19 protein-coding genes are annotated in these 26,660 nt (G+C 73.7%); 6 read left to right on the plus strand and 13 right to left on the minus strand.

Going from position 1 to position 26,660, the window contains the following annotated elements; translation table 11 throughout:
- Positions 1-50 precede the first annotated feature (50 nt).
- Entirely contained in the window at positions 51-764 is a 714-nt protein-coding gene (locus IG84_RS0130415; protein ID WP_031064085.1) for a GntR family transcriptional regulator, read from the minus strand.
- 272 nt (positions 765-1,036) lie between these two features.
- Here IG84_RS0130415 and IG84_RS0130420 point away from each other — a divergent pair, with 272 nt between their 5' ends.
- The 3 genes from IG84_RS0130420 to IG84_RS0130430 are packed head-to-tail and all read left to right on the plus strand — an operon-like array spanning position 1,037 to position 3,368.
- Positions 1,037-1,801: a LamB/YcsF family protein gene (locus tag IG84_RS0130420; RefSeq protein WP_031064089.1), complete on the plus strand. Its 765-nt coding sequence runs from the start codon at positions 1,037-1,039 to the stop codon at positions 1,799-1,801.
- Positions 1,802-1,857: 56 nt separating this feature from the next.
- Complete coding sequence (locus IG84_RS0130425; protein WP_031064092.1) at positions 1,858-2,499, plus strand: 5-oxoprolinase subunit B family protein; 642 nt, start codon at positions 1,858-1,860, stop codon at positions 2,497-2,499.
- Positions 2,496-3,368: a 5-oxoprolinase subunit C family protein gene (locus IG84_RS0130430; RefSeq protein WP_031064096.1), complete on the plus strand. Its 873-nt coding sequence runs from the start codon at positions 2,496-2,498 to the stop codon at positions 3,366-3,368. Before IG84_RS0130425 ends, IG84_RS0130430 begins: the two co-directional genes overlap by 4 nt.
- Positions 3,369-3,391: 23 nt before the next feature.
- Here the strand turns inward: IG84_RS0130430 and IG84_RS0130435 are convergent, their stop codons facing one another.
- The 9 genes from IG84_RS0130435 to IG84_RS0130475 all read right to left on the minus strand — a co-directional run bounded on the left by IG84_RS0130435 (position 3,392) and on the right by IG84_RS0130475 (position 16,540).
- Entirely contained in the window at positions 3,392-4,711 is a 1,320-nt protein-coding gene (locus IG84_RS0130435; protein WP_051862647.1) for an MFS transporter, read from the minus strand.
- Between the two features lies 1 nt (position 4,712).
- On the minus strand, positions 4,713-6,083 hold the full coding sequence (locus IG84_RS0130440; RefSeq protein WP_031064102.1) for an NAD(P)/FAD-dependent oxidoreductase: 1,371 nt from the start codon (positions 6,081-6,083) through the stop codon (positions 4,713-4,715).
- Between the two features lie 15 nt (positions 6,084-6,098).
- On the minus strand, positions 6,099-6,683 hold the full coding sequence (locus IG84_RS0130445; RefSeq protein WP_051862649.1) for an XRE family transcriptional regulator: 585 nt from the start codon (positions 6,681-6,683) through the stop codon (positions 6,099-6,101).
- A gap of 85 nt (positions 6,684-6,768) precedes the next feature.
- Positions 6,769-10,374, minus strand: coding sequence for a hydantoinase B/oxoprolinase family protein (locus tag IG84_RS0130450; RefSeq protein ID WP_031064108.1), 3,606 nt, complete (start codon positions 10,372-10,374; stop codon positions 6,769-6,771).
- A gap of 94 nt (positions 10,375-10,468) precedes the next feature.
- Positions 10,469-11,731 (minus strand): glycosyltransferase, encoded by a 1,263-nt coding sequence (locus tag IG84_RS0130455; protein ID WP_078649578.1) that lies wholly within the window; start codon positions 11,729-11,731, stop codon positions 10,469-10,471.
- The gene (locus IG84_RS0130460) at positions 11,728-12,852 is read right to left on the minus strand and encodes a glycosyltransferase family 4 protein (RefSeq protein WP_031064115.1); all 1,125 of its coding nucleotides are present in this window, start codon (positions 12,850-12,852) and stop codon (positions 11,728-11,730) included. The genes IG84_RS0130455 and IG84_RS0130460 overlap by 4 nt, the downstream gene beginning before the upstream one ends.
- A gap of 105 nt (positions 12,853-12,957) precedes the next feature.
- Positions 12,958-13,845: a carbohydrate kinase family protein gene (locus IG84_RS0130465; RefSeq protein ID WP_031064117.1), complete on the minus strand. Its 888-nt coding sequence runs from the start codon at positions 13,843-13,845 to the stop codon at positions 12,958-12,960.
- A gap of 20 nt (positions 13,846-13,865) precedes the next feature.
- Entirely contained in the window at positions 13,866-14,786 is a 921-nt protein-coding gene (locus tag IG84_RS0130470) for a pseudouridine-5'-phosphate glycosidase (protein WP_031064122.1), read from the minus strand.
- A gap of 329 nt (positions 14,787-15,115) precedes the next feature.
- Complete coding sequence (locus IG84_RS0130475) at positions 15,116-16,540, minus strand: hypothetical protein (protein WP_031064125.1); 1,425 nt, start codon at positions 16,538-16,540, stop codon at positions 15,116-15,118.
- 342 nt (positions 16,541-16,882) lie between these two features.
- Between IG84_RS0130475 and IG84_RS0130480 the strand changes: the two genes are divergently transcribed.
- Positions 16,883-18,358, plus strand: a complete 1,476-nt coding sequence (locus IG84_RS0130480; RefSeq protein ID WP_031064128.1) for a PP2C family protein-serine/threonine phosphatase — start codon at positions 16,883-16,885, stop codon at positions 18,356-18,358.
- 198 nt (positions 18,359-18,556) lie between these two features.
- Here IG84_RS0130480 and IG84_RS0130485 read toward each other — a convergent pair whose 3' ends face one another.
- The gene (locus IG84_RS0130485) at positions 18,557-20,041 is read right to left on the minus strand and encodes a DNA-binding protein NsdB (RefSeq protein WP_031064131.1); all 1,485 of its coding nucleotides are present in this window, start codon (positions 20,039-20,041) and stop codon (positions 18,557-18,559) included.
- Positions 20,042-20,275: 234 nt separating this feature from the next.
- Between IG84_RS0130485 and IG84_RS0130490 the strand changes: the two genes are divergently transcribed.
- Together IG84_RS0130490 and IG84_RS0130495 are read left to right on the plus strand one after the other, a co-directional pair.
- Positions 20,276-21,409 (plus strand): aminoglycoside phosphotransferase family protein, encoded by a 1,134-nt coding sequence (locus IG84_RS0130490; protein WP_031064135.1) that lies wholly within the window; start codon positions 20,276-20,278, stop codon positions 21,407-21,409.
- Between the two features lie 458 nt (positions 21,410-21,867).
- Positions 21,868-23,862 (plus strand): N-acetylmuramoyl-L-alanine amidase, encoded by a 1,995-nt coding sequence (locus IG84_RS0130495; protein ID WP_031064138.1) that lies wholly within the window; start codon positions 21,868-21,870, stop codon positions 23,860-23,862.
- A 62-nt stretch (positions 23,863-23,924) separates the two neighbouring features.
- Here IG84_RS0130495 and IG84_RS0130500 read toward each other — a convergent pair whose 3' ends face one another.
- Both IG84_RS0130500 and IG84_RS0130505 read right to left on the minus strand, forming a co-directional pair.
- A complete protein-coding gene (locus IG84_RS0130500) occupies positions 23,925-24,959 on the minus strand; it encodes an aldo/keto reductase (RefSeq protein ID WP_031064141.1) in 1,035 nt (344 codons plus the stop codon).
- A 46-nt stretch (positions 24,960-25,005) separates the two neighbouring features.
- Entirely contained in the window at positions 25,006-26,640 is a 1,635-nt protein-coding gene (locus IG84_RS0130505; RefSeq protein WP_031064144.1) for a glycoside hydrolase family 13 protein, read from the minus strand.
- Between the last annotated feature and the right edge of the window lie 20 nt (positions 26,641-26,660).

Consider the following 26,660-nt stretch of genomic DNA (forward strand, 5'->3'; position numbering starts at 1 on the left):
AGGACGGTAGAGGATCGTTCTACGATCCGACAATAGGTGGGTGATTCTCATTACCTGCCGGAAACTTGTCCGGCGACCTGCTGGGCGTACGCGCTGGAGAGCTGAGCCCGGGAATCCTCCAGGTAGGACGCCAGCAGCCGCTCCGCCTGGACCACGTCGCCGCCCTGCAGCGCTTCGAGGATCTGGCGGTTCCGCGTGAGGTACGGCTCGTGGAAGCGGCGCGGGTCGTCCATGACGTGGAACACCAGCCGCAGCTCCGCGAGGACGCCGCGCATCAGCTCGTCGGTGCGGGGGCTGCCGGCCAGCGCGACCAGCGCCTGGTGGAAGCGGATATTGGCCGTCGACAGGTCCTGCCAGGACCGTTCCAGCGCGGCCCGCTCCCCCGCCACCACGGCCGCCTCGACCTGGTCCAGCGTGTACGGCGGCTCGCCCAGGCCGCGGATCACGGCGCATTCGATCATGCCGCGCACCCGGTAGATGTCCGCGAGGTCGTCCACCGCGACCACCCGCACGAAGACGCCCCGGTTCAGCTCGTGCACCAGCAGCCGCTCGTGCGTGAGCAGCCGGAACGCCTCCCGCAACGTGTTCCGCGACACGCCCAGCGCCCCGCCGATGGAGTCCTCCGACAGCCGTGCCCCGGGCGGGAAGAAGCCCTCCGCGATGCGGTCGCGCAGTATGTCCGCGACCCGCTCGGCGGTGCTCGTCCGCCCCAGCAGCGCCCGGTCCATCGCCAGCCCGCCCGGCTCCTCGATCCGCCGGTCCATCCCCTTCGCCACCTCGCGCCTCACTTTCGTCCCCCTGGTCACCGTGACCGCGTACGGCGGCCGCGCGGCCGCCCGCAAGGGCACGCAGTCAATCCCAGAACGACGAACAAGACAACAACCCTCTTGTCCTATCGTTCAACAATCCTCTAGCTTGATGCGGTAACCGGTCGGCCCGAGCGCCCCAGGAGGACAGCCGCTACGGAAACGGGCCGACCGGCTCTGCCTTTCCCTGCCCCTGTCCGGCCCCGCCGGCCTTGTTGGAACGGATGCACATGACGGACCCGGTGATCGACCTCAACGCCGACCTCGGTGAGGGGTTCGGACGGTGGCAGCTCACCGACGACGACAGTCTGCTCTCCGTCGTCACCAGCGCCAACGTCGCGTGCGGCTTCCACGCGGGCGACCCGTCGACGATGCGCAGGGTCTGCGAGACGGCCGCCGAGCGCGGTGTCCGCATCGGCGCCCAGGTGTCCTACCGCGACCTCGCCGGCTTCGGGCGCCGCGCCATGGACGTGCCCCCGGACGAACTCGCCGACGAGATCGCCTACCAGATCGGCGCCCTGGAGGTCTTCGCGCGCGCCGCCGGCTCCCGCGTCGCCTACGTGAAGCCGCACGGCGCGCTGTACAACCGTGCCGTCCACGACACCGAGCAGGCCGGCGCGATCGTGGCCGGCATCCGGCGCGCGGCCGGTCCGCTGCCCGTACTCGGGCTCCCCGGCTCGCAGTTGCACGCCGCGGCGCAGGCCGCCGGGCTGCCCGCCGTCACCGAGGCGTTCGCCGACCGCGCCTACACGGCCGCCGGCACCCTGGTCCCCCGCCGGGAGCCCGGCGCGGTCGTCCACGACCCGGACGCCGTCGTCAAGCGCTCCCTCGGCCTCGCCCGCGACCACGCCGTCACCTCCCTCGACGGCGAGCGCGTGGAGGTCGACGTGCAGTCGCTGTGCCTGCACGGTGACACCCCGGGCGCCGCGGCCCTCGCACGGCGCGTACGCGACGAACTGACGGCGGCCGGCGTCCGCGTGGCGGCGTTCGCATGACCGCACTCCCGGCCGCCGGCCCTCGTACGCGGCCCGCCGAGTCCCCCGGCCTCCGTATGCGCACCCTGCCCGTGGGCGACCACGGCCTGCTCGTCGAGCTCGACAGCGGCGCGGCCGTCGAAGCGCTCCACGCCGAACTGCTCCGCCGCGCCGCGGCCGGCCTGCTGCCCGCCACCCGCGAGATCGTCCCCGCGGCGCGCACCGTACTGATCGACGGGCTCGCCGAACCGGAGCGGTTCGCGGCCGAGCTGACCGGCTGGGACATCCCCCCGGCCACCCGCTCCGGGGCGCAGACCCTCGAAGTGCCCGTCCGCTACGACGGTCCCGACCTCGCCGACGTCGCCGAGCTGTGGGGCGTCACCCCGGAGGAGGTCGTACGGATCCACTCCGGTACCGAATTCCGCGTCGCCTTCTGCGGTTTCGCGCCCGGCTTCGGATACCTCACGGGCCTGCCCGAGCGTTACCACGTGCCGCGCCGCGCCACCCCGAGGACCCGCCTCCCGGTCGGCTCGGTCGCCCTCGCGGGCCCGTACACGGGCGTGTACCCCCGCTCCTCCCCCGGTGGCTGGCAGCTTCTGGGCACCACGGACGCCGTGCTCTGGGACGCGTCCCGGGAGCCGGCGGCGCTGTTCGCACCGGGCACCCTCGTCCGCTTCGTCCCGCAACCGTTCGACCCGCACCCGGAGGCGGCCCAGTGACCGACCGCGCATTCGCCGTCGTACGCGCCGGAGCACTGACCACCGTCCAGGACCTCGGCCGCGCCGGCCACGCCCACCTGGGCGTCCCGCGCTCCGGCGCGCTCGACGCCGACGCCCACCGCCTGGCCAACCGCCTCGTCGGCAACGGCCCCGAGGCGGCCACCCTGGAAACCACCGTCACCGGATGCGCGGTACGGATGCGCAGCGCCGGCACCGTGGCCGTCACGGGCGCGCCCTGCCCGGTGACCGTCGACGGCCGCCCCGCCCCCTGGGGCGCCCCGGTGCACGTACCGGCCGACGCCGTCCTGGAGGTGGGCACCGCCGCCTACGGGCTGCGCAGTTACCTGGCCTTCGCGGGCGGCATCGAGGCCGAGCCGGTGCTCGGCAGCCGCGCCACCGACCTCCTCTCGGGGCTCGGCCCCGACCCGCTCAGCGACGGCGCCGTGCTGCCGCTCGGCACACCGGGCGCGCCGGTGCCCGCGGCCGACGCGGTCCCGCACGCCGGCCCGGCACGCGAACTGGTCCTGCCCGTCCGCCTCGGGCCGCGCGACGACTGGTTCACGGTGGCGGGGCTGCGTACCCTCCTGACCGGCGTCTGGCGGGTGTCGTCCGCGAGCAACCGCATCGGGCTGCGCACCGAGGGCCCGTCCCTGGAGCGCGCGCGGGACGGCGAACTCCCCAGTGAGGGCATGGCACTGGGCGCCGTCCAGGTCCCCCCGAACGGCCTCCCGGTGCTCTTCCTCGCCGATCACCCGACGACCGGCGGCTATCCGGTCATCGGCGTCGTGCGGGAGTCCGCGCTGTCCGCCGCCGCCCAGGCCGCACCCGGGACCCCTGTGCGCTTCGTACGGGCACACAGCGGCTTCTGAGGGCCTTTCTCCGGCCGGTCGCGCTACGCCTCGGCCGTGCGCGCGCTGCGGGCCAGGACGACCAGCGAGCAGACCAGCGACACCACGACGAGCGCCATCTGGTAGACCGCGACCGGCACGATGGAGCCGCCACTGGAGGTGAACAGCCACTCCCCCACCAGCGGGGCCGTGCCGCCGATCAGCGCGGAACACAGTTGGTACGACAGCGAGATGCCGGTGTACCGGACGCGGGCGGGGAACGCCTGGGCGAGCAGGCCCGCCAGGATCGCGTAATTCATCGCGCCGGTCACCCCGAGCAGCGAGATGCCGAACCCGGCGGCGACCGCGTTCTCCGTGGCGACCAGGGCGTACATGACCGGCACCAGGAGGAAGTTGAGCGTCAGCAGGGTGCCGACCGTACGAGCGGTGCCGAACCGTTCCGCCAGGATCACGCCCAGCGGCTGTGCCAGGAACTGCACGACGCTGTAGACCAGCAGCACGTTCAGCATGGTGGAGCGGTCGAAGCCGAGATCACCGGTGGCCCAGGAGAGGATGAACGTGGTGATGAAGTAGGTCGCCGCGATCCCGATGGAGCTCGCCAGCACGCCCAGTACCAGCGTGCCCGGGTGACGCCGCAGCACCTCGCCGAGCGGTACGCGGGCCACCTCCCGCTTCGTGCGCAGCCGGGTGAACTCCGGGGACTCCGCCACCCGCAGCCGGATCACCAGCCCGACGATCACCAGCAGCGCCGAGAAGACGAACGGGAGCCGCCAGCCCCACGCGTCGAACGACGCGTCCGGTAGCTGGGTGAGCAGCGCGAAGCTCAGCGTGGCCAGGATGGAGCCGGCCGGCGAGCCCTGCTGGGCGAACGCCCCGAAGGACAGCCCGCGGCCCTTGGGGGCGTGTTCGGACGCGATGAGCACCGCGCCGCCCCACTCCCCACCGACAGCCACGCCCTGCACCATGCGCAGCACGATGAGCAGTACGGGGGCCAGCATTCCGACGCTGCCGTACGTGGGCAGCAGTCCGATGAGGGTGGTGGCGACGCCCATCATGAGGAGCGTGGTCACGAGGGTCTTCTTGCGGCCGATGCGGTCCCCGAGGTGCCCGAAGACGATGCCCCCGATGGGACGCGCCAGGAAGCCCAGCCACAGCGTCCCGAAGGAGGCCAGCATCCCGGTGCCCGAGGAGGTCGCCGGGAAGAACAGCTTCCCCAGGACCAGCGCGGACGCGGTGCTGTAGATGTAGAAGTCGCACCACTCGATGGTGGTGCCGATGAACGAGGCGAGCCCCGCGCGGCGCGCGGTACGGCTGTCGCCCTCGTGGACGACGGATCTGGCGGACTGCGAAGTGGTGGCGTCCATGTCAGCGTCCCGAGATGCGGTCGGCGATCTTCGCGATCGGTGCGGTGGTGGTGCGGCGCGCGGCCTCGCTGCGGTCCGCCGCCCGGTAGGCGGCGTACATGCCGTGCACGCCGAGCCAGCGGGCCGGCTCCGGCTCCCAGCCGCGCGTCCGGTGGCCCGTCCACGGCAGCCGGGTCAGCTCGGTGTCCCGTTCCAGTACGAGGTCCCGCAGGGTGCGGCCGGCCAGGTTGGTCGCCGCGACGCCGTGCCCGACGTAGCCGCCGGCCCAGCCCAGCCCCGTACGCCGGTCGAAGGACACCGACGCGCACCAGTCGCGCGGCACGGCCAGCACGCCCGACCAGGCGTGGTCGATCCGCGCGCCGGCGGTCGCGGGCAGCAGCCGGGCCAGGGTGTCGCGCAGCGCCCGTACCGTCTTCGGGCTGGTCCGGCCGTCCCGGTCCACGCGGGACCCGAAGCGGTATGGGACGCCGCGTCCGCCGATCGCGATGCGGCCGTCGGCGGTGCGCTGCGCATACGTGTAGGCGTGCGTGAGATCGCTGAGCAGTTCGTGCCCGTCCCAGCCGATGGCCTTCCACGCCTCTTCGGGCAGCGGCTCGGTGACCACCATGGAGGAGTTCATCGGCAACCAGGTGCGGCGCTCTCCGTACAGGTCGCTGGTGAATCCCTCGGTGGCCCGGAGGACGCGGCGCGCCCGCACCGTCCCGAAGGGCGTCTCGGCGCGCCCCGGTGCGATGCGGGTGACAGGCGTGGACTCGTGGATCGTCACCCCGAGGGCCGCGACCGCCCGGGCGAGGCCCTGTACCAGCTTGGCCGGGTGGACACGGGCGCAGTGCGGGTTGTGCACGCCACTCAGTGCGCCGGCCACATCGATACGGTCGCGCACCTCGCGCCCCGAGAGCAGGACTTCGTCCGCGTTGCCCCAGTGCACGGACTTCTCGTGTGCGGCGCGCAGGCGCGGCAACTGGGCGGGCCGGTGGGCCACGGTCAGGTAGCCGCTCTTGACGATGTCGGCTTCGATGCCCTCGGCCCCGGCGACCGCGATGACCTCGTCCACCGTGGCATTCATGGCCCGCTGCAGCTCCCGTACGGACTGCGGCCCGCGCTCCCGTGCGTACACCGCGGGGGAACCGGCGATCTTGCCGCTGAGCCAGCCGGCGTTGCGCCCCGAGGCCCCGAAGCCCGCGAACTCCCGCTCCAGGACGACGATGCGCAGGCCCGGGTCGGCCTTCTTGAGGTAGTACGCGGTCCACAGTCCGGTGAAGCCGGCGCCGACGATGCACACGTCGGCGTCGGCCGGGCCGTCCAGGGGGTCACGCCGGCGGGGAACGCCGGTCTGGCGGTACCAGAAGGAGATGTTGCCGTTCAACGTCATCGCGACCTCCGTCGCTCAGTAGCTGGGCGGGCTGATCACCCACAGGACTCTGGCGCCGTTGCCTCCGGTCTCCACGAGCTTGTGGGGGACGGCACTGCTGTGCCGGATGCTGTCGCCGGGCCCGAGGGCGAAGTGCTCGCCCTCCAGGTGCAGTTCGACCTCGCCCTCCAGCACGTAGAGGAACTCCTCGGAGTCGCCGTGCGTGTAGGGCCGGTCGCCGGTCGACCCGCCGGGCTCGAACTCGCCGAGGAACGCCTCCAGGTGGTGCTGCGGGCCCGGGGTGAGCCGGAACTTGCGCCCCAGCACCCCGAAGGTCAGGCTCGGCGCCGCGGCCGCCTTCAGGACGCGCGGCCCGGTCGTGTAGTCCGCGGCGAAGAGGTCGCCCATCTTCAGGCCGAGCGCGGCGGCGATCTGCTGGAGCGTGGCGATGCTCGGGTTGGCGATGCCGCGTTCTACCTGGCTGAGGTACCCCTCGCTGATCCCGGCGGCGCCGGCGACGGCCCGCAGGGTGCGCCGCCGGGCGCGCCTCAGGGCGCGGAGCCGGTGGCCTACGGGAACGTCGTCGGGCTCGTGCCGCTCGTCGGCGGTCTCGTGTGCCATGCCCGGGAACCTAAGACCCACCGGCCCCCGGGACAAGACTTCTTGCACAGCAACTCAGAAAACTTAACTGCCGTGCTGCGCGGGCTTACGAGCGCCGCAGCGGCCCGTATCCGCCCCCGCCCGGTGTGCGGAGCACCAGCACGTCACCCGCGCCCACTTCGGCCACGTCGCAGCCCTCCAGCCGCTCCGTGCCGCCCTCCGCGCGCTCCACGCGGTTCTCGCCCGGTGCGCCCGGTCCGCCGCCCGCCATGCCGTACGGCGGCACCCTGCGGTGCCCGGTCAGCAACGCCACCGTCATCGGCTCCAGGAAGCGGATGCGGCGGATGACCCCGCAGCCGCCGTGCCACCGTCCGCGGCCGCCGCTGCCCTCCCGTACGGAGAAGTCCTCCACCCGTACCGGATAGCGCCACTCCAGCACTTCGGGGTCGGTGAGGCGGGAGTTGGTCATGTGGGTCTGCACGGCGTCGGCACCATGGAAGCCGTCGCCCGCACCCGAGCCACTGGCGACCGTCTCGTAGTACTGCACACGGTCGTTCCCGAAGGTGACGTTGTTCATCGTGCCCGAGCCCTCGGCCTGGACGCCCAGCGCCCCGTAGAGCGCGCCGGTGACCGCCTGGGAGGTCTCCACGTTCCCGGCGACCGTGGCGGCCGGGAAGACCGGCGCGAGCATCGAGCCCTCCGGGATGCGCACCTCGATGGGCTTGAGGCAGCCGCTGTTGAGCGGGATGTCCTCGGCGACCAGGGTGCGGAAGACGTACAGGACGGCGGCCATCACCACGGAGCTGGGCGCGTTGGCGTTGCCGGGCTGCTGGGGCGAGGTACCGGCGAAGTCGAGCACCGCGCTGCGCGCCTCCCGGTCCACGGTCAGCGCGACCCGGATCTCCGCGCCGCTGTCGGTCTCGTACCGGAAGGAGCCGTCGGCGAGCCCGGCGATGATCCGGCGCACCGACTCCTCGGCGTTGTCCTGCACGTGGCCCATGTAGGCACGCACCACCTCGAGGCCGAACTGCCCGATCATCTTGTGCAGTTCCCTGATGCCCTTCTCGTTGGCGGCGATCTGCGCCCGGAGGTCGGCGATGTTGGCATCCGGGGAGCGCGAGGGGTACGGCCCCTCGGTGAGCAGCCGCCGCGTCTCCTCCTCGCGCAGCCTGCCGTCCCGTACGAGCAGCCAGTTGTCGAAGAGGACGCCCTCCTCCTGGATCGTGCGGCTGAAGGCGGGCATGGAGCCCGGCGTGATGCCGCCGATCTCGGCATGGTGGCCGCGGGAGGCCACCAGGAAGAGCAGCTCTTCGTCCCGCTCGTCGAACACGGGGGTGACGACCGTGACATCGGGGAGGTGCGTTCCTCCGTGGTACGGATCGTTGATCGCGTACACGTCTCCGGGGCGCATGTCGTCCCGGCGCCGCCGCAGCACCTCCTTGATGGACTCCCCCATCGAGCCCAGGTGGACGGGGATGTGCGGTGCGTTGGCGATCAGATTGCCGGCGGCGTCGAAGAGCGCGCAGGAGAAGTCGAGCCGCTCCTTGATGTTCACGGAGTGCGCGGTGTGTTCGAGCCGGACGCCCATCTGCTCGGCGATGGCCATGAAGAGGCTGTTGAAGACCTCCAGCATGACCGGGTCGGCGGCGGTACCGACGGCCGTGCGCTCCGGACGCGCCTCGACCCGGGTGAGCAGCAGGTGCCCGTGGTCGCCCGCGGCCGCCTGCCAGCCGGGGTCCACCACAGTCGTCGCGTCGTCCTCGACGACGATCGCGGGCCCGGTCACGGCGTCACCGGGCCGCAGGTCCGCCCGGCGGTACAGCCGGGTCTCCCGGCGCCGCCCCTCGACGAACATCCGCACCGTGTCCAGCGGCCGCAGCTCGCCCTCCCGGTCCGCTGCGAGGCTGCGGTGCCCCGCGGTGCCGCCGGCCGCGCCCACGGCCTCCACGGAGGCCGCCTCGGCGATCAGCGGCTTGTCCATGGTGAAGGCGTACCGGGCCCGGTGGACGCGCGCGAACTCGGCCGCCATGTCGTCGGCGTCGGCCAGCGGCACGGGGATGCCCGCGTCGGTGCCCGCGTACCGGAGGACGACGCGGGCCCGGGTGGTGATGCTCTCCTCGGGCACGCCGTCGGCGCGGAGCTCCTCACGGGTACGCGCCGCGAGGTCGTCACAGGTGGCACGGACGCCGTCCATGGCGCCGGCCGTCAGCTCGGCCTCGATGGACTGCTCGCGCATCGCGGTGGCGTCGGCGACGCCGATCCCGTACGCGGAGAGCACGCCGGCCAACGGCGGGACGATCACCGTGCCGATGCCGAGCGCGTCGGCGACCGCGCAGGCGTGCTGGCCGCCCGCGCCGCCGAAGCTGGTGAGCGCGTACCGGGTGACGTCGTGGCCGCGCTGCACGGAGATCTTCTTGACCGCGTTGGCCATGTTCAGCACGGCGATGTCCAGGAACCCGGCGGCGACCTCCTCCGGACCGCGCCGGTCGCCCACCGCCCGCTCCGCCTCCCGCGCGAGCACTTCGAAGCGCTCGCGCACCTCCTCCGGGTCCAGCGGCTGGTCGCCGTGCGGCCCGAACACCGCGGGGAAGTGCGCGGGCTGGATACGGCCGAGCATGACGTTGGCGTCGGTGACGGTGAGCGGGCCACCGCGGCGGTAACAGGCGGGCCCGGGGACGGCGCCCGCCGAGTCGGGCCCCACCCGGTATCGACGGCCGTCGAAGTGCAGGACGGAGCCGCCGCCGGCCGCGACCGTGTGGATGTTCATCATGGGTGCGCGCATCCGGACGCCCGCGACCTCGCTGCCGAAGACCCGCTCGAACTCGCCCGCGTAGTGCGACACATCGGTGGACGTGCCGCCCATGTCGAAGCCGATCACCTTGTCGTGCCCGGCCTCGGCGGCGGACCGGACCATGCCCACGACACCGCCGGCCGGCCCGGAGAGCACCGCGTCCTTCCCCCTGAAGTGCTCCGCCTGCCGCAGCCCCCCATTGGACTGCATGAACATCAGCCGGATACCGGGGAGTTGTGCGGCGACCTCCTCCACGTAGCGCCGCAGGATGGGCGACAGATAGGCGTCCACCACGGTGGTGTCGCCGCGCGGTACGAGCTTCATCAGCGGGCTCACCTCGTGCGAGCAGCTCACCTGCGTGAACCCCGCCTCCGTGGCCAGCTCGGCGAGCTGCTTCTCATGGGCGGGGTGGCGGTAGCCGTGCAGCAGCACGACGGCGGCGCTGCGGAAGCCCGCTTCGTACGCTGCGGCCAGCGCTTCCCGGGCCGCGTCCGCGTCGAGGGGCGTGACCGTCTCCCCGTGCGCGTCCACGCGCTCCGGTACCTCGATCATCCGGTCGTAGAGCGCGTCCGGCAGCACGATGTGCCGGTCGAACAGCCGGGGCCGGTTCTGGTACGCGATGCGCAGCGCGTCCTTGAAACCGCGCGTGGTGACGAGCACGGTGGGCTCGCCCTTGCGCTCCAGGAGGGCGTTGGTGGCCACGGTGGTGCCCATCTTGACGACGGCCACCCGCTCGGCAGGCACCGGCTCCCCGGGGCCCAGCCCCAGCACCTCACGGACTCCGGCGACGGCCGCGTCGTCGTACCGCTCGGGGTGGTGCGAGAGCAGCTTCCGGGTGACCAGCGCGCCGTCCGGCCGTCGTGCCACCACATCGGTGAAGGTCCCGCCACGGTCGATCCAGAACTCCCAGCGTCCCGTCATGCGGCCATTGTGACAACGGACCGGCGCGCGCGGCGGGACCCTCGGTGCGCGCGGCTCCCGGGTGAGCCCGCCGCGCCGCAACGCCGATCAGCCGTCAGCCCAGCGCGCCCTGTGCCAGCGGAACGGCGAGCGGGGCCGCGTCGTGGGCCGTGAGGAAGGCGTTGACCGCGGTGTGCCACCCGAAGTGCTCGGCGCGGCGGCGAGCCGTGGTGCGGCGCGGCCCTTCGGGGCGGGCCAGGACGCGCCGTACGGCGGCGGCGATGCTGTCGCCGTCGTCGAGCGCGGTCTCGCCCGCGGGGCCGATCAGCCCGGCGAGGGCGGAGCCCGCGTTGGCCACGACCGGTGTGCCGCAGGCCAGTGCCTCCAGGGCGGCGAGGCCGAAGGTCTCGGCGGGGCCCGGTGCCAGGAGGACGTCGGCACTGGCCTGGAGCGCGGCGAGCGCGCCGGGGCCGGCGACGTGGCCGAGGAAGGCCACCGGCAGACGCTCGGCGCGGGCCCGGGTCTCCAGGCGGGCGCGCAGCGGGCCGTCACCGGCCACGATCAGGGCAGCGTCCACCCCGTCAGCGCGGAGCCGCGAGAGGGCCTCCAGGGCCCTTCCCGGGCGCTTCTCGACCGACAGCCGGGAGCACAGCAGGAGCACGGCGGACGCGCCGCCGCCGATCCGCCGGCGCAGCTCCTGGCTGCGGCAGCCGGGGTGGGCACGGGCCAGGTCGACGCCGAGCGGCGCGGTGACGACGTTGCGCGCGCCGGTCCGGGTGAACTCGGCGGCCGCCCACTCGGTCGTGCAAATGACGCGGCTGTAGGCGTGGGCCGTACGGGAGTTGAGCCGGTCACCGACCCAACGGGCGGCGCGGCGGGGCACGCCCCAGGTGTGCAGCACGCCGTCGACGCTCTCGTGGGAGACCATCACCGCCGGCACCCGGGCCCGCCGGGCCCACTCGCCGGTCCAGCGGAGGGTGGTGCGGTCGGAGACCTCCAGGCGGTCCGGCGCGAGGGTGTGCAGCAGGCGTTCCAGGCGCGCCCGGCCGGTGAGGACGCGGTAGCCGCCGGTGCCGGGCAGCGTCGGGCCCGGGAGGGTGATCACCCGCCCCTGTGCGGTGTGTTCGTCGCTCGCGGCCGGGCCCGGGACGACGAGGACCGGGTCGTGGCCGGCCGCCCGGTAGCCCTCGCCCAGTTCGCGCAGCGCCGTGCGCAGCCCGCCCGACGACGGGGTGACGAAGTTGGCGAGGCGGACGATCCGGAGGCCCTCGCGGCCCGTGCCCCCATGGCCCGTGTCCCCGTGGTGCCCCGTTCCCGCGTACGCCGTACCGCGCTCCGTACCGCTGTCCTCCGTACCGTCGCGCCTCGTGCTGCTCATGCCGCCACCGCCTCCCGTTGTCCCAGTACGTCCTCGTAGTGCGCCAGCAGCCGGTCGCCGACCGCCTCCCAGGTGCGGTCCGCGACCGCTGCCCGGGCCGCCGCCCCGTAGGCGGCGCGCAGCTCCGGATTGCCGGCGAGCACCTGCACCGCGTCGCGGACCGCGGTGGCGTCGCCGGGCGGTACGAGCAGCCCGGTGCGCCCGTGGGTCACCAAGTCCAGCGGGCCGCCCGCCGCGGGCGCCACCACCGGCACCCCGCTGGCCATCGCCTCCTGCACGGTCTGCCCGAAGGTCTCGTACGGCCCGGTGTGCACGAAGACGTCGAGGCTGGCGAAGAGCCGGGCCAGTTCGTCCCCGGTGCGGCGGCCGAGGAAGCGCGTCTCGGGAAGCGCCGCGCGCAGCCCCGGGGCGCTCGGCCCGTCTCCGATCACGACGGTCCGCACCCCGGGAAGCCACGCCGCCTCCCGGAGCAGCCCGACCTCCTTCTCCGGGGCGAGCCGCCCGATGTACCCGACGAGCACCTCGCGCCCGGCGGCCAGCGAACTGCGCAGCACCTCGTCGCGGCGGGCCGGGTGGAAGCGCATGGAGTCCACCCCGCGCGGCCACAGGCGCACCCGGGGCACACCGTGCTCGGCCAGCTCCCGGGCGGCGGCGGTGGAGGGGGCGAGGGTGCGGTCCGCCGCGGTGTGCACGGCGCGCAGCCGCCGCCAGGCCGCCCCGGTGCCGGCGCCGAGGTACGTGCGGGCGTAGCGCCCCAGGTCGGTCTGGTACACGGCGACGGCCGGCACGCCCAGCCGGGACGCGGCCGCCATGCCGCGCACGCCGAGCACGAAGGGGCTCGCGAGGTGGACCAGGTCGGGCCGGTGCGCAACGAGCGCGGCGGCCAGCCGGCGGCCCGGCAGCGCCACCCGTACCTGCGGGTATCCGGGCAGCGGCAGCGAGGGCACCCGGACGACCGGGCACGGCGGGGTCCGCCCGGCCGCCGGGTCCTGGGCCGCTGCCGGGGCGACGACCAGCGGTTCGTGGCCGCGCCGCACCAGGTGCCGGGCGGTTTCCAGGGTGCAGTGTGCGACGCCGTTGACGTCGGGCGGGAAGGATTCGGTGACGATGGCGACACGCATACCCGTGTTGTCGGCGGGCCGGGCGTGGACCGGGCCACGGGGATCTTTCCTACGGGGGAACGTCCCATGAGCGTTCCGTCGTCGGGCCCCTCGAGGGCCTCGGTGTCAGGCCGACGCCCCCGGTGTGCGCAGGACCCGCGCTGCTGTGGCGTGCCCGGCCGCGCACGCCGCACGGATGCCGGCGCCTGTCAGGCGGGCGGTGAGGTAGCCCGCGGCGAACGCGTCACCGGCGCCGGTGAGGTCACGGACGCCGTCGACCGGCGGCACGGCGATCCGCAAGGGCGGGTGGCCAGGGGCAAACACTGTGGTCGGGCGGGCACCGTCCTTGACGATCACGGTGGTGCGGGGCAGCCTGCCCGCCAGGGCACGCAGGTCGGCGCCGTCCGAGCCCGCCCCGCCGCCCCCGCGCGCCAGCGCCTCCGCTTCGGCGCGGTTGGCGAAGAGGACATGCGGCGCCAGAGTGCCGAGCAGTCGCAGGAACCGCCGCTCCCCGTAGGCGCGCAGCATCCCGGTCGACGACGCGTCGACGGAGACCGTCCCGCCGCGCGCGGCCGTACGGCGCAGCGCGTCGGCCGCCGCCGTCCCGGCCGGCTCACCGGTGAACGCGTACGCCGGTACGTGCAGGTGCGCGAGGCCGTCGGTCCACTCCGGGGCGACCGGCTCCAGGAGCGTGGCCGCGCCCCGGTACGGCAGCATCGTGCGTTCGCCGGCCGGGTCGATCAGTACCACGACGCTGCCGGTCCGCCCGGCGCGCTGGACGCGGACGTCGACGCCGTGCGCCGCCAGTTCCGCCACGAGCCGGTCGCCCTCGGGGTCGGCGCCCACGCAGCCGATGAACCGGGTGGGGTGCCGCTCCCCTGCGAACGCGGCCACGTTGGCCGCGCTGCCGCCGCGCACGCGGTACATGGTCACCTCGGTGTCCGAGGCCGCCCGCAACGGCTCACGCAGCCACACCACATGGTCTTCCAGCAGATCCCCGAGGACTCCGAGCACGGCCCCGCCCCCTCCGTTGCTCAGCCGGCGGCGGCCCGCGCGATCGCGGCACCGACGGTGACGTTGTTGCGGTAGACCTCGGCGTTGACGTCCAGGCTGCGGCCGCCGGTCGCGCGGCGGATGCGGTCCAGCAGGAACGGCGTCGTGGCGGCCCCTGAGACGCCCTCTCGCGCTGCCGCGTCCCACGCCTCGGATAGCACCCGCTCGTGCAGCTGCGGATCGAGCTGGCGGTCACGTGGTACCGGATTGGCGACGAGCAGCGCGGAGCGGAGGCCGAGCGCGTCCCGGGCCCGGATCATCGCGGCGATCTCCTCGGGCGACTCCGCCGAGGTGTCGATCCCGTGGCCCGAGTCGGCGACGTAGAAGCCGGGGAAGCGGCGCGTGCGGTAGCCGACGACCGGGATGCTCAGCGTCTCCAGGCGCTCCAGGGTCGCCCCGATGTCCAGCACCGACTTCACCCCCGCGCTGACCACCGTCACCGGGGTCCGGGCGAGAGTCACCAGGTCCGCCGACTCGTCGAAGCTGGTGCGCGCCCCGTGGTGCACCCCGCCGAGGCCCCCGGTCGCGAAGACCTGGACGCCCGCGAGGTGGGCGAGGTGAGAGGTGGCGGCCACCGTCGTCCCGGCGTCCCGGCCGGTGGCGATCGCGCCCGGCAGGTCGCGGACGCTCGCCTTGGCCACGCCGTCCGCGGTGCACAGCCGCTCGATGTCGGCGTCGGAGAGGCCCACGGTGGGGACGCCCGCCACCACGCCGGTCGTGGCCGGCACCACGTCGGCGGCGCGCAGGATCTCCTCGGCCTCGCGGGCGATGGCGAGGTTGCGCGGCCGGGGAAGCCCGTGGGTGAAGATCGTCGACTCCAGCGCGACCACGGGGCGCCCGGCGCCGAGCGCCCGGTGCACCTCGTCGGACACCGCGGGAAGGTGCGCTGCCTGCCGGGTCATCTCCTGCTGCCTCCTGGGACGCGACGACGCGGGGCCTCGTGCGGCCGCGGGCGAACCGCGCTCGGCACGAAGGCGGTGCGGTGGTTCCGTACTGCTGTTCTCTGCCCGTATCGGCTGCGCCCTATCCCGTAGGAGCGTCCACGGCCGCGCACTCGATACGGCGGTCGGCAGCGTCCGGTGGGGGTCGGCAGCACGTCGTACGGAGGACGACGACGCGCCATATGAAGGAGGGCGGCACACGGGCCCCGAGGGCGGCCCCCCGTTCTTCGTAGAGCGGTGTCCTAGTCCCCCGTAGGGCGGCGCTCCGCCCCCGTAGCGCGGCGCGCCCGTCAGACCTCCGCCGCGTCCGGGCCGATCCGGCCCCGTACGGCGGTCTGGACCTCGGTCTCCTCGGCGGGGTCGGCGGCGAGCCGGCGGAGCTGTTCGACGACGCGGGCGTCGCCGGTCGCGGCCGTACGGGCGGCGAGCTCGCGGGTGGTCTCCTCGCAGTCCCACAGGCACTCGACGGCGAAGCCCGCGGCGAAGCCGGGGTCGGTGGCCGCCAGCGCGGCGGCGGCCCGGCCGCGCAGGTGGGAGGAGGAGGTCTCGCGGTAGATGTGGCGCAGTACGGGCGCGGCGCACTCGACGCCGAGCCGTCCGGCGCCGTCGGCCAGCTCCCACAGGCCAGCCGCGTCCGGGCCCTCGGCCTGCACGGTCCTGCGGAGCACGGCGAGCACCGTGTCGGCGTCCCGGCTGCCGCCTCGGCGGGCCAGCAGCGCGGCGGCCACGGCGCCCAGCCGGTCCGGGCGGCGGGCCCACACACGGGCGCGTTCGACGGCCGCCACGGAGCGCATACGGCAGAACGCGCCGGTCGCTGCCTCGACGAGCTCCGGGCAGGCGAGCGGGTCGGAGGCGGCGTCCTCGATCAGGTCGAGCGCTTCGGGGTCGCCCCGCTCGGCAAGGTGACGCAGGGCAGCCGCGCGGGCGGCGTCCGGACCGCTGCGGGCGGCCGCCAGCAGCTGGGGGCGGTCCTCGGGGCCGGCCACCGCGCCCAGGCAGCGCGCCGCCGCGCCGGTCCGCCACTCGGCGGGCCGCTCGGCACGGCCGTCCTCGGCCCACTGCAGGATCTCGCGGACGCTCCAGCCGGGGCGCGGGCCGCTCGGCGTGAGCTGGCGCTGCCAGCGGTCAAAAGAGCCCTGCTCGCCCGCGGCGCGGACCCGGGCTCCGTACCGGGCGTCCTCGGCCCACAGCCGCCAGGGCCGGGGCTCGAACGCGTCCCGTACGGCAGCGGCCAGCTCGGCCTCGCCCTCGGGGGTCTCCGGGAACCGGGCCAGGACGGCGGGCGCCAAGGAGAGCAGGCCCTCGTCGTCGTCGCGCAGGGCGAGCTCGTCCAGGGCCCAGCGCCAGTTGCCGCCGACCGCGGCGTAGCTGCGCAACAGGAGCAGCGCGGCGTCGCGCCCGTAGGAGGCGAGGTGGCCCAGGACGGAGAGCGCGAGGCCGGTGCGCTCCTCGCGGGTGTCCGTGCGGTCGTCGGGGTGGAAGAGGTGCCGTTCGATCTCTTCGAGGCCGCCGTCGAGCTGCATGTAGAGGCGTGCGTAGTACAGCGAGCGGTTCTCCAGCTGCCAGTCGCGCCGGGGGTCGCGCAGCACGCTGTCGTTGAGGGCGGCCAGGGCCTCGGCCCGGGGCGCCGCCAAGGCATGCAGGGTCCCGTCGCCGCGGCCTCGCTGGAGGAGGCCGAGCAGGGTGCCACTGGGCGCTATGTCTGGATCGAACATGAGGTCAGCATCCGGTGCGGGGGACTGGCTGGCAACGGGATTTCCGCTGACCGGCATTCTTGCCGGTGTCCGCGGGCCGTATGCGTCGTTCCCCAGGGTGGATCGGCGGAACGACTGCCGTACGGCGGCCGAAGCCTAGCCCGGAGCGACCGATTCCGCAGCGCCCGGGCGGGTTACCGACGCGCAGCCGGGGGCATATGCCATGCGCACCACCGTATCGGGTCATGCCAAATCCCTTACGCGCGGTCGCAGCCTGTGCAACAGTCGTTACCGGCCCTTCCATCAGACATGGCCGACGAGGCCACAGACATGGCCGCGCGCCGCCTGATATCGGAGTACGTCATGCCGTCCCATCTCTTCGCGGACCATCATCACGCGCAGCCGCCCGAGCGCGGCGCGGTCGACGCACTCATCTCGCAGGCACGCCGGCTCCGTGGCAGTCTGGACGCCGTGCGCCGCGAGGCCGCGGCCGAGGGTCACCCGGACGAGGACGCCCGGCTGCGCTGGCAGCGGGCGCTGTGCGACCTCGCGGTCCACCACCTCGACGACCTCGGTGGCCATCTGGACCAGCTCAGAGAGGGACTGCCGACGGGGCCCCTGGACGGCCTGGACGAGCCCCTGTCGCATCCCGCGGCCCCGCCCGGCCCCGACCCCGAGGCGCACGCCCGCGGCTCGCTCCTGACCCGCGTGGGCAGCGCCGAGTGGAATCTCCTCACCGACGAGGCGAGCTGGTCCGAAGAGCTGTTCGGGATCTTCGGCCGGGAGCCCGCCGACGGGCCGCTCACCCTGGACGAGCTGCCCTCCCTGATCTTCGCCGACGACCAGCCCCTCGTGACCGCGATGGTCACGGACTGCCTGGTGGACGGCAAGCCGATCGACGGCGAATTCCGCATCGTGCGCCCCGACACGAGCGTGCGCACGGTGCACATGGTGGGCGAGCCGGTGCTCGACGCCGACGGCAGCACGGCCTGCATGTGGGCCGTACTGCGGGACGTCAGCGAGCTGCGCCGCAGCCAGAGGGCGGTGCGCGAGACCCGTGACTCGCTGCAGCGCCAACGGCACATCGCGCAGACCGAACACCGGCTTGCGGTCGAGCTGCAGGAAGCCGTGCTGCCGCCGTGGCGCGGCTCCCTGCGGTTCCCGCACGGCGGCCCGGTCGCCCTGGACCTCGCCGCGCGTTACCTCCCTTCCGGCTCCAGCGCCCTCGTCGGCGGCGACTGGTACGACGCGCTGCAGCTGCCCGACGGGCGCACGCTGCTGAGCGCCGGCGACCTCACCGGGCACGGCGTGACCGCCACGTCGGGCATGGCGATGCTGCTCGGCGCGCTGCGCGGCATGGCCGTCTCGGGCCAGGAGCCGGGCCCCCTGATGGGCTACCTCAACCAACTCCTGGACACCTCCGCGCAGCCCGCCCTGGGCAGCGCGGTGTGCTGCCGCTTCGACCCGGCCACCCGCAGGCTGGACTGGGCGCAGGCCGGGCACCCCGCGCCGCTGCTGTTCCGGGACGGGCGGGGACGGGCGCTGCAGCCGCCGGAGGGCGTACTGCTGGGCGCGACCTCCGGGGCCGTGTACACGCAGCGCAGCGTGCAGTTGGAGCCCGGCGACCTGCTCGTGCTGTACACCGACGGGCTGGTGCCCCGGCGCCGTACGCCCGACGCGGACAGCACGCATGAAGGCGCTGAGCGGCTGCTCGCCCTCGCCCCCCGGTTCGCGGCGGCGCGGAGCGCGCAGGACAGCGTCCGTATCGTCGTCGAGGAGTTCGGCAACGCCGAACGGGAGGACGACGCGTGCGTGTTGATCGCCAGGATCGGTGACTGACGGCAGACCGGTGACTGACAGCTGAGCGATGGCTGACAGCTGACCGAACGGCTGACCGGCGCCTGACACGTGTCAGCACACCTTCAGCACAGTCGTCAGCGCGGCCGACGGCACACACGGCGCACACGGCACACACAGCCAAGGGAAACCGCCCCGAGGTCTTGGGGGCAGCGTCTCCCGCGGTGGTCCGGCGGCCGTTCAGACCTGCCCGTTGCGGTCCTTCGGCTTCTTCTGCTTCGGCAGGGCGAGCCTGATCTCCTCGCGCAGGTCCTGGACCTTGGCGCAGTCGGCGTACTGCCCGGTCAGGCGGTACATCTCGCGCAGCCGGTCCCAGGTGCGGTGCGAGGAGTTCTCCCCGATCGACATCAGTGCCAGCCGGGCGTACCGGTCCGCCTGTTCGGGATCATTGGCGATGAACAGGGCGGAAGCCATCGAGAGATAGTCGAAGATCTGCGAGCGCTGGTAACCCTCCCTGCGCAGCGCCAGCGCCTGCCGCGCGTGCCCCTGGGCGACCTTGGCGGCCTTGGGGTCGTGCTCGGCGAGCGTGCGATACGCCAGTGCCTCCATGCCGTGCAAATCCGCCTCGTCGAAGTTCTGCATCCAACTGGGCGGCGGCACGTCCCGCTTGTCCGAGACGAACAGCTCCTCGGCCTCGCCGAGGGTGCGCCGCATCGCCTGCCCATGGCCCTTCGACGCCTGCGCCCACGCCTCGATCGTGTGCAGCATCGCACGCGTGCGCGGCAGGGTCTCGTCGCCGGAGCCGGACTGGGCGAGCTTCATCAGGTCCAGGGCGTCGTCCGGGCGGCCCAGGTGGACCATCTGGCGCGCCGCCCGGGACAGCGCCTCTCCGGCCCGGGGGCGGTCGCCGCCTTCACGGGCCGCGTGCGCGGCGATGACGAAGTACTTCTGTGCGGTGGGCTCCAGGCCCACGTCGTGGGACATCCAGCCGGCCAGGACGGCCAAGTTGGCCGCCACGCCCCACAGCCGCCGCTGGAGGTGCTCGGGGTGGCGGTAGGCGAGCATCCCGCCCACCTCGTTGAGCTGGCCCACCACGGCCTTGCGCTGCAGCCCGCCGCCGCGGGACGCGTCCCAGGCGCGGAAGACCTCCACCGAGCGTTCCAGTGCGTCGATCTCCTGGGAGCCCACGGGGGCCGCTTCATAGCGGTCCAGGCCGGCCTGGTCGAGGGTATGCGAGCCGAGGGGGTTGTCGATACGGGGTGCGTCGGCTGCCAGGGCCGGGTCGGCGTGCAGCCAGTCGTACATGGCGCTGCTGAGCGCGGATCCGGCGGCGAGCGCCGCGCCCGCGCCCACCAAGCCGCGTCGGTTGAGCATGAGGTCCATTCCCGTGAATTCCGTGAGGACCGCAGCCGTACGGTCGGGCGGCCACGGCAGGCCGTCGGCGCCCTGCCGCTTCCCCGCGCGCCCTGAGCGTGCGAAGCCGAGGTCCTCGGTGGTTACGACACGGCCGAGGCGCTCGGTGAACAGGGATGCCAGGACCTTCGGCACCGGATCACGCGGGGTCTCCCCCATGTCGATCCAGCGCCGGACTCGGGACGTGTCGGTCGCCAGCTGCGGGTGGCCCATGGCCGCCGCCTGCCGGTTGACCAACCTCGCCAGCTCGCCCTTCGACCAGCCGGCGAGCTGGAAAAGGTCCGCGAGACGGGTGTTCGGCTCCCTGTTCACGTCAAGCCCCCAGGTTCCTCGACTGAGTTGACAGTAACCGGCCGTCATGTGCCGGGCGAGCATTCGCCAGGGTTCGCCAGGGTGCGCCAGATGGTCTGCCACCCGTAGTCGAGTGTTCTGTAGAGACGCAGCCCCCGGCCCGGTGGCGGAAACGCATTCCCCAGGGTGTCGCAACCCTCACCGGGCCGGTGGCGCAACGCCACTCGTCGGCGCACGAAGGGACCTCATCCACCCATGTACGCAGCATCGTCCGCCGCGACCGCCCCGCCCCGGCCGTACCGCCCGCAGCCCACGGGCAGCGGTCCGTACCTCGATCCCGCTCACTCCTCGGGAATGGCCGCCGGGCCTCCGGGCGGCCGCCTCCGGCGCCCCCAGGGAGCAGCACCACAACCGCTCAGCGGGAGACTCGATTTGTCCGGCCCCCAGGGCGCGCAGTTGCGCGCGGCGGTCGCCTCGGTGCAGCGCATCTGTCCGGAGTTCAATCCCGTCCAGGTGCTGCGGCGGGGCGGGAAGTCCGTCCTTCTCGTCGGCACGACCGGGCGCACGACCGCGGTGGCGAAGTGTTTACTGGACCACTCGCCGGCGTGGGTCGAGCGGTTCCGGCACGAAATAGCTGCGTATCGCGCCTTCGTACGCCACCGTCCACCGGTGCGCGTGCCGAGGTTGGTCGCCGCGGACCCTGACGCCTGCACACTGGTCGTCGAACGCATGCCCGGCCGGGTCGCCGCCGTGCAGCGGCATCCCACGGACGGGCCGCCGCGTGCGGACGTCCGGGCCGCCCTCGGGGCGATCTGCCGGATCAACCTCTGGCGCCCGCCGGCCGGGATGTTCGACGCCCCCCTGGACTACGCGAACCGCATCGGCCGGTACCACGACCTCGGTCTGCTGACCGACCGGGACCTGGGCGACCTGCAGAAGCTGATGCACGGCATCGCGCACTCCCCCGGCCAGTTCTGCCACGGCGACGCACTGCTGAACAACGTCCTGCTCTCGCCCGCCGGCCCGGTCCTGCTGGACTGGGAGCACGCCGGCTGGTACTTGCCGGGCTACGACCTGGCGACCCTGTGGTCGGTGCTCGGGGACGCACCGGTCGCACGCCGCCAGATCAGCCAGCTCGCGCAGGCCGCGGGCCCCGCCGCCCGGGACTCCTTCCTGGTCAACCTGATGCTGGTACTGACCCGGGAGATCCGGCGCTACGAGACCGCGGTACAGCGGACCATGCGGGAGGAAGTACCGCCCGGTTCCACCGGTCAGGGACAGCCGGGGGCGCCCGCGGCGGGCGAGGAACAGCGCCTGCTGCTGCGGCGGCTGCACGACGACGCCCAGATGGCGCGGCGTGCGGTACGGGCGGCGGTCGGTACCCGCTGATCCGCCGACGGGGGAAAGACGGGGGAAACGGAGCGGCGCGCCTGTGCTGGGGCGCGCCGCTCTCGTATGCGCGCTTCGAGGCCGAGGCGCACCGCTCCCGTAGCGGCGCACCGCTCCCGTATGTGCCGCGCCGCTCTCCGGGGCGCGCTCTGCCGCGCCAGGGTGGCGTACGGTGGCGCGCTCCGGGGCATCACCCTCACGCACCCTGTGGCGGTGCGGATTCCGAGCGGTGCACGGCCCGGCGTTCCCTCCGGCATTGGTCCATTCCACTGACGCGTCCCAGGCCCGGCGCCCGGTGCGCGAAAACTTCTCAGGCCCCGCGCCGACCTGCGAAATCGGCCGGTCGCGGGGTGATTGACGGATCGTCGGTGAACCGATACCTCTTGACAGGTTCCCGCACGCCCAACGGCGCACCATCCGCCACACCGCCCGGTACGGGCCGGCCCGAGGAGGCTGCATTGCGAGGATCCGCCCCTGTCGGCGTCGCCAGACGCGACGCCCCCCGAACCCCCCGCAGCACGACGAGGAGGGCCGGTACCGCCGTCGCGGTGGCCGCCCTCCTTCTGCCACTGGTCTCGGCCGCGCCCACCGCCACCGCGGGCTCGGACGCCGGTTCGCTGCAGCGAGCCTTCGCCGACGCGTCCGCCCGGTACGGCGTGCCGCAGAGCGTGCTGCTGGGCGTCGCCTATCTGGAGTCCCGCTGGGACGGGCACCAGGGCGCGCCCAGCGTGGCCGGCGGCTACGGCCCGATGCACCTCACCGACGCGCGGACCGCGCTCGCCCGGGAGGCGCCGCACCACAGCGAGGGCACCGAGGACGCCCGCGGCGACGACGCGCGCCCCCGCAAGACCCCCGAGGCGGCGCTGCCGAAGACCTCGGCGCTGCCGGCGCGGCTGCGGACCCTGCCGAAGGCCGCGGCGCTCACCGGCCTGTCCGCGCGTGAGCTGCGCGAGAGCGCCGCGGCGAACGTCAGCGGCGGCGCGGCCCTCCTCGCCGACCAGCAGCGCAGGCTCGGCCTGAAGGCGAGCGCCGACCCCGCCGACTGGTACGCCGCGGTGGCCCGCTACTCGGGCGCGAGCGAGGCGAAGAGCGCCACCGTCTTCGCCGACCAGGTGTACGACGTGCTGCGCGACGGCGCGTCCCGGACGACCGACGCCGGCCAGCGCGTCACCCTCGCCAAGTCCCCGGGCCTGACGCCGGACCGCGCCCAGACCCGTGTACTGGGCCTGCGCGAGGCGCCGTCCGGGAACACCGAGTGCCCGTCCGAGGTGGCGTGCGAGTCGGTGCCCGCGCCGTACCAGGAGCTCGGCGACGACGACTACGGCAACCACGACCTGGCGGACCGCCCAGAGGATCAGTCCGTCGACTACATCGTCATCCACGACACGGAAGCGACGTGGGAGACGACCCTGAAGCTGGTGCAGGACCCGACGTATGTGTCCTGGCACTACAGCCTCCGGTCCGCCGACGGGCTGATCGCCCAGCACGTCCCGACCAAGGACGTCGGCTGGCACGCGGGCAACTGGTACGTCAACTCCCGCTCCATCGGCCTGGAGCACGAGGGTTTCCTGGCGGCGCCGGACGCCTGGTACACGGAGGCGATGTACCGCACCTCCGCGCGCCTGGTGCGGTACCTGGCGCGGAAGTACGACATCCCGCTGGACCGGCAGCACGTCCTCGGGCACGACAACGTGCCGGGGACCACCACCGCGTCGATCAAGGGCATGCACACCGACCCGGGGCCGTACTGGGACTGGGACCACTACTTCATCCTGCTGGGCAGGCCGCTGGTGCCGACCGCGGGGCCGCACGGCGGCCTGGTCACCATCCGCCCGGAGTACGAGGAGAACCAGCCCGCGTACACCGGCTGCGAGAAGGCGGGCCAGCCGTGCGCCGCGCACGGCTCGGGCGCGGTACGCCTGTACTCGGCGCCCAACGAGGACGCTCCGCTGATCAAGGACGAGGGGCTGCACCCGGGGGGCGGTGACTCCACCTCCGGGGTGAACGACACCGGCGCCCGCGCCAGCACCGGCCAGCAGTTCGCGGTCGCGGAGCGGAAGGGCGACTGGACGGCGATCTGGTACCTCGGCCAGAAGGCGTGGTTCCACAACCCCGGCGAGGAGCCGACGGCGGTGGACGCCAGGGGCTGGGTGGCGGTCCCGAAGGAGGGCAGGACCGAGATCCCGGTCTACGGGCGGGCCTACCCGGAGAAGGCCGCCTACCCGGCCGGCGTCCCGGTCCAGTCGGTCTCGCCGCTCCCGTACACCCTCAAGGCCGGCCAGCGTTACGCGGCCGGCGGCCGGACGCTCGGCGAGTACTTCTACGCACCGACGTTCGACACGAGCAAGCACGTGGTCGTGCGCGGCAAGGACGCGTACTACGAGATCCAGGTCGGCCACCGGGTCGGCTACGTCCGCGCGGCGGATGTCGACATCCGCAGGTCGGGCCGCTGAACGACGACATGGCGGCCGGCGGGGCCTTCCGGGCCCGCCGGCCGCCGTTCCGTTTCCGCTCCTCAGCGCCCGCCGGCCACCTTCCGGCTGCGCTGTTCCCGGCCCGGGCCGCCGTACGGGTAGTCGGCGGCGCCCGGGTCGCTCACCTTGTCCAGCCGGTCCCGTTCCTCGTCCGACAGCCGCAGGCCGGCCGCCGCGAGGTTGTCGTCCAATTGTTCAACGGTCCGTGCGCCGAGGATCACCGAGGTGACGGCCGGACGGTCGCGTACCCAGGCCAGCGCGACCTGCGCCATGGAGACGCCGCGCTCCTCGGCCACCGCGCGCACCTCGTCGACGACGGCCCAGGTGCGCGCGACGCCGCCGCGCCGGTCGTACGCCTCGACGCCGCGCTCCGGGTTCTCGCCGAGCCGGGTGGCGCCGGCGGGCCGGGCGTCGCGGCGGTACTTGCCGGTCAGCCAGCCGCCGCCGAGCGGGCTCCACGGGAGCAGCCCGAGCCCTTCGGAGGCGCAGGCCGGCGTGATCTCCCACTCGATCTCGCGGGAGAGCAGGCTGTACTGCGGCTGGAGGGTGACCGGGCGAGCCAGTCCCCGGAAGTCGGCGACGTCGACGGCCTTCTGGAGCTGCCAGCCGGTGAAGTTGGACAGCCCGATGTAATGGATCTTCCCCTGGCGTACCGCGTCGTCGAGGAAGCGGAGCGTCTCCTCGATGGGCGTGAGCGGGTCCCAGGCGTGCACCTGGTACAGGTCGACCGTCTCGACGCCGAGCCGGCGCAGCGAGGCGTCCAGCGCGCGGTGCAGGTGGCGGCGGGAGAGCCCGGCGCCGTTCGGGTCCTCGGCCATGGGGAAGCGGCCCTTGGTGGCGAGGACGACGCGGTCGGTGATGTCGGCGGGGCGGGCGGCGAGCCAGCGTCCGATGATCTCTTCGGACGCGCCCGCGGTGTAGACGTCGGCGGTGTCCACGAGGGTGCCGCCGGCTTCGACGAACCGGTCCAACTGGGCGTGCGCGCCCGCCTCGTCGGTCTCGTGGCCGAAGGTCATGGTGCCCAGGGCCAGCGCCGAGACGCTGCAGCCGCTCGGGCCCAGGGTGCGGTACTCCACGGTCAGTACTCCTTGGATGAGGAAGCGGTGGGGAGCGGGCGGGCCGTCACAGCGCGAGCCACACCGCGTGGTCCGGAGCCAGCGCGCCACCTTCGACCGTGCCGCTGGCCAGCAGCACGGAGGAGTGCGCGGGCAGTTCGTACGGCTCGGGCGAGAGGTTGACCACGCACACGAAGCCCGGCTCGCGGCGGAAGGCGAGCACGCCCTCCGGGGCCTCCAGCCAGGTCAGATCGCCCTCGCCGAGGGCCGGCAGGTCGCGGCGCAGCCGCAGCGCCCGGCGGTACAGCTCCAGCATCGAGGCCGGGTCGCCGGTCTGCGCCGCGACGCTGTGGTCCTTCCACAGCGCGGGCTGCGGCAGCCAGGGCTCACCGGTGGCACCGTCGGGGCTGAATCCGTACGGTGCCGCGTCGCCCGACCACGGGATCGGCACACGGCAGCCGTCACGACCGCGGTCGGTGTGGCCCGAGCGCTCCCAGCACGGGTCCTGCAGTACGTCCTCCGGCAGGTCCTCGACCTCCGGGAGGCCCAGCTCTTCGCCCTGGTAGACGTACGCGCCGCCGGGGAGGGAGAGCATCAGGAGGGCGGCCGCGCGGGCGCGTCGCGTACCGAGTTCAAAGTCGAGCGGGCCTTCGGGCCGGTAGACCTCGTTGGCGACCCACTTCTTCACCACCTTGCGGCCGAAGCGGCTGGGGTGGCGGGTGACGTCGTGGTTGGACAGCACCCAGGTGGCCGGCGCGCCGACGGAGCCGAGCGAGGCGAGCGAGGTGTCGATGACCTCGCGCAGGTCCTTCGCGTCCCAACTGGTCATCAGATAGTCGAAGTTGAAGGCCGTGTGCAGGCCGTCCTGCCGGACGTAGCGGGCCAGCCGCTCGGGGTTGGGCGCCCATGCCTCGGCGACGAACTTGCGGTCGCCGGGGAACTCGTCCGCCACCCGGCGCCAGGCACGGTAGATCTCGTGGACCTCGTCGCGGTCCCAGTGCGGGTGGTCGATGCTCGCGGCGGGCGCGTCCGGGTCCCGGCGCGGCGGCAGGTCGGGCAGCTCGGGGTGCTTGATCAGACCATGGGCCACATCGATGCGGAAGCCGTCGACGCCGCGGCTGAACCAGAACCGCAGGATGTCCTCGAACTCCGCCCGGACCTCCGGGTGTTCCCAGTTGAGGTCGGGCTGCTCGGGCGCGAACAGGTGCAGGTACCACTGCCCGTCGGGCAGCCGGGTCCAGGCCGGGCCGCCGAAGCAGGAGACCCAGTCGTTGGGCGGCTCGGCGCCGTCGGCACCCCGGCCCTCCCGGAAGACGTACCGTTCCCGCTCCGGGCTGCCGGGCCCGGCGGCCAGCGCGGCCTGGAACCACACGTGCTGGTCGGAGGTGTGGTTGGGCACGATGTCCGGGATGACGCGGATACCGTTCTCGTGCGCCTCCTCGATCAGCGCCTCGGCCTCGGCGACGGTGCCGAATATCGGGTCGATGTCCCGGAAGTCCGCCACGTCGTAACCGTGGTCGGCCTGCGGCGACTTGTACCACGGGTTGATCCAGATGGCGTCCACTCCGAGGGACTTGAGGTAAGGCAGCCGGGACCGGATACCGGCGATGTCACCGACGCCGTCGCCGTTCCCGTCGGCGAAGCTGCGGATGTAGACCTGGTAGATGACGGCGTCACGCCACCACGGTGCGGTGCTGGTCATAGAGCTACTGACTCCTCGTC

This window comes from Streptomyces ochraceiscleroticus, assembly GCF_000720485.1.
In the GTDB taxonomy this organism is placed as follows: Bacteria; Actinomycetota; Actinomycetes; order Streptomycetales; family Streptomycetaceae; genus Streptomyces; species Streptomyces ochraceiscleroticus.

Excerpts from the sequence above, each read along its gene's own strand:
- IG84_RS0130455 (WP_078649578.1), bottom strand. The coding sequence starts at position 11,731 with ATGAGCAGCACGAGGCGCGACGGTACGGAGGACAGCGGTACGGAGCGC.
- IG84_RS0130480 (WP_031064128.1), top strand. The coding sequence starts at position 16,883 with ATGCCGTCCCATCTCTTCGCGGACCATCATCACGCGCAGCCGCCCGAG.
- IG84_RS0130445 (WP_051862649.1), bottom strand. The coding sequence starts at position 6,683 with ATGGCACACGAGACCGCCGACGAGCGGCACGAGCCCGACGACGTTCCC.
- IG84_RS0130475 (WP_031064125.1), bottom strand. The coding sequence starts at position 16,540 with ATGTTCGATCCAGACATAGCGCCCAGTGGCACCCTGCTCGGCCTCCTC.
- IG84_RS0130420 (WP_031064089.1), top strand. The coding sequence starts at position 1,037 with ATGACGGACCCGGTGATCGACCTCAACGCCGACCTCGGTGAGGGGTTC.
- IG84_RS0130505 (WP_031064144.1), bottom strand. The coding sequence starts at position 26,640 with ATGACCAGCACCGCACCGTGGTGGCGTGACGCCGTCATCTACCAGGTC.
- IG84_RS0130490 (WP_031064135.1), top strand. The coding sequence starts at position 20,276 with ATGTACGCAGCATCGTCCGCCGCGACCGCCCCGCCCCGGCCGTACCGC.
- IG84_RS0130470 (WP_031064122.1), bottom strand. The coding sequence starts at position 14,786 with ATGACCCGGCAGGCAGCGCACCTTCCCGCGGTGTCCGACGAGGTGCAC.
- IG84_RS0130435 (WP_051862647.1), bottom strand. The coding sequence starts at position 4,711 with ATGGACGCCACCACTTCGCAGTCCGCCAGATCCGTCGTCCACGAGGGC.
- IG84_RS0130415 (WP_031064085.1), bottom strand. The coding sequence starts at position 764 with ATGGACCGGCGGATCGAGGAGCCGGGCGGGCTGGCGATGGACCGGGCG.
- IG84_RS0130440 (WP_031064102.1), bottom strand. The coding sequence starts at position 6,083 with ATGACGTTGAACGGCAACATCTCCTTCTGGTACCGCCAGACCGGCGTT.
- IG84_RS0130425 (WP_031064092.1), top strand. The coding sequence starts at position 1,858 with ATGCGCACCCTGCCCGTGGGCGACCACGGCCTGCTCGTCGAGCTCGAC.
- IG84_RS0130450 (WP_031064108.1), bottom strand. The coding sequence starts at position 10,374 with ATGACGGGACGCTGGGAGTTCTGGATCGACCGTGGCGGGACCTTCACC.
- IG84_RS0130460 (WP_031064115.1), bottom strand. The coding sequence starts at position 12,852 with ATGCGTGTCGCCATCGTCACCGAATCCTTCCCGCCCGACGTCAACGGC.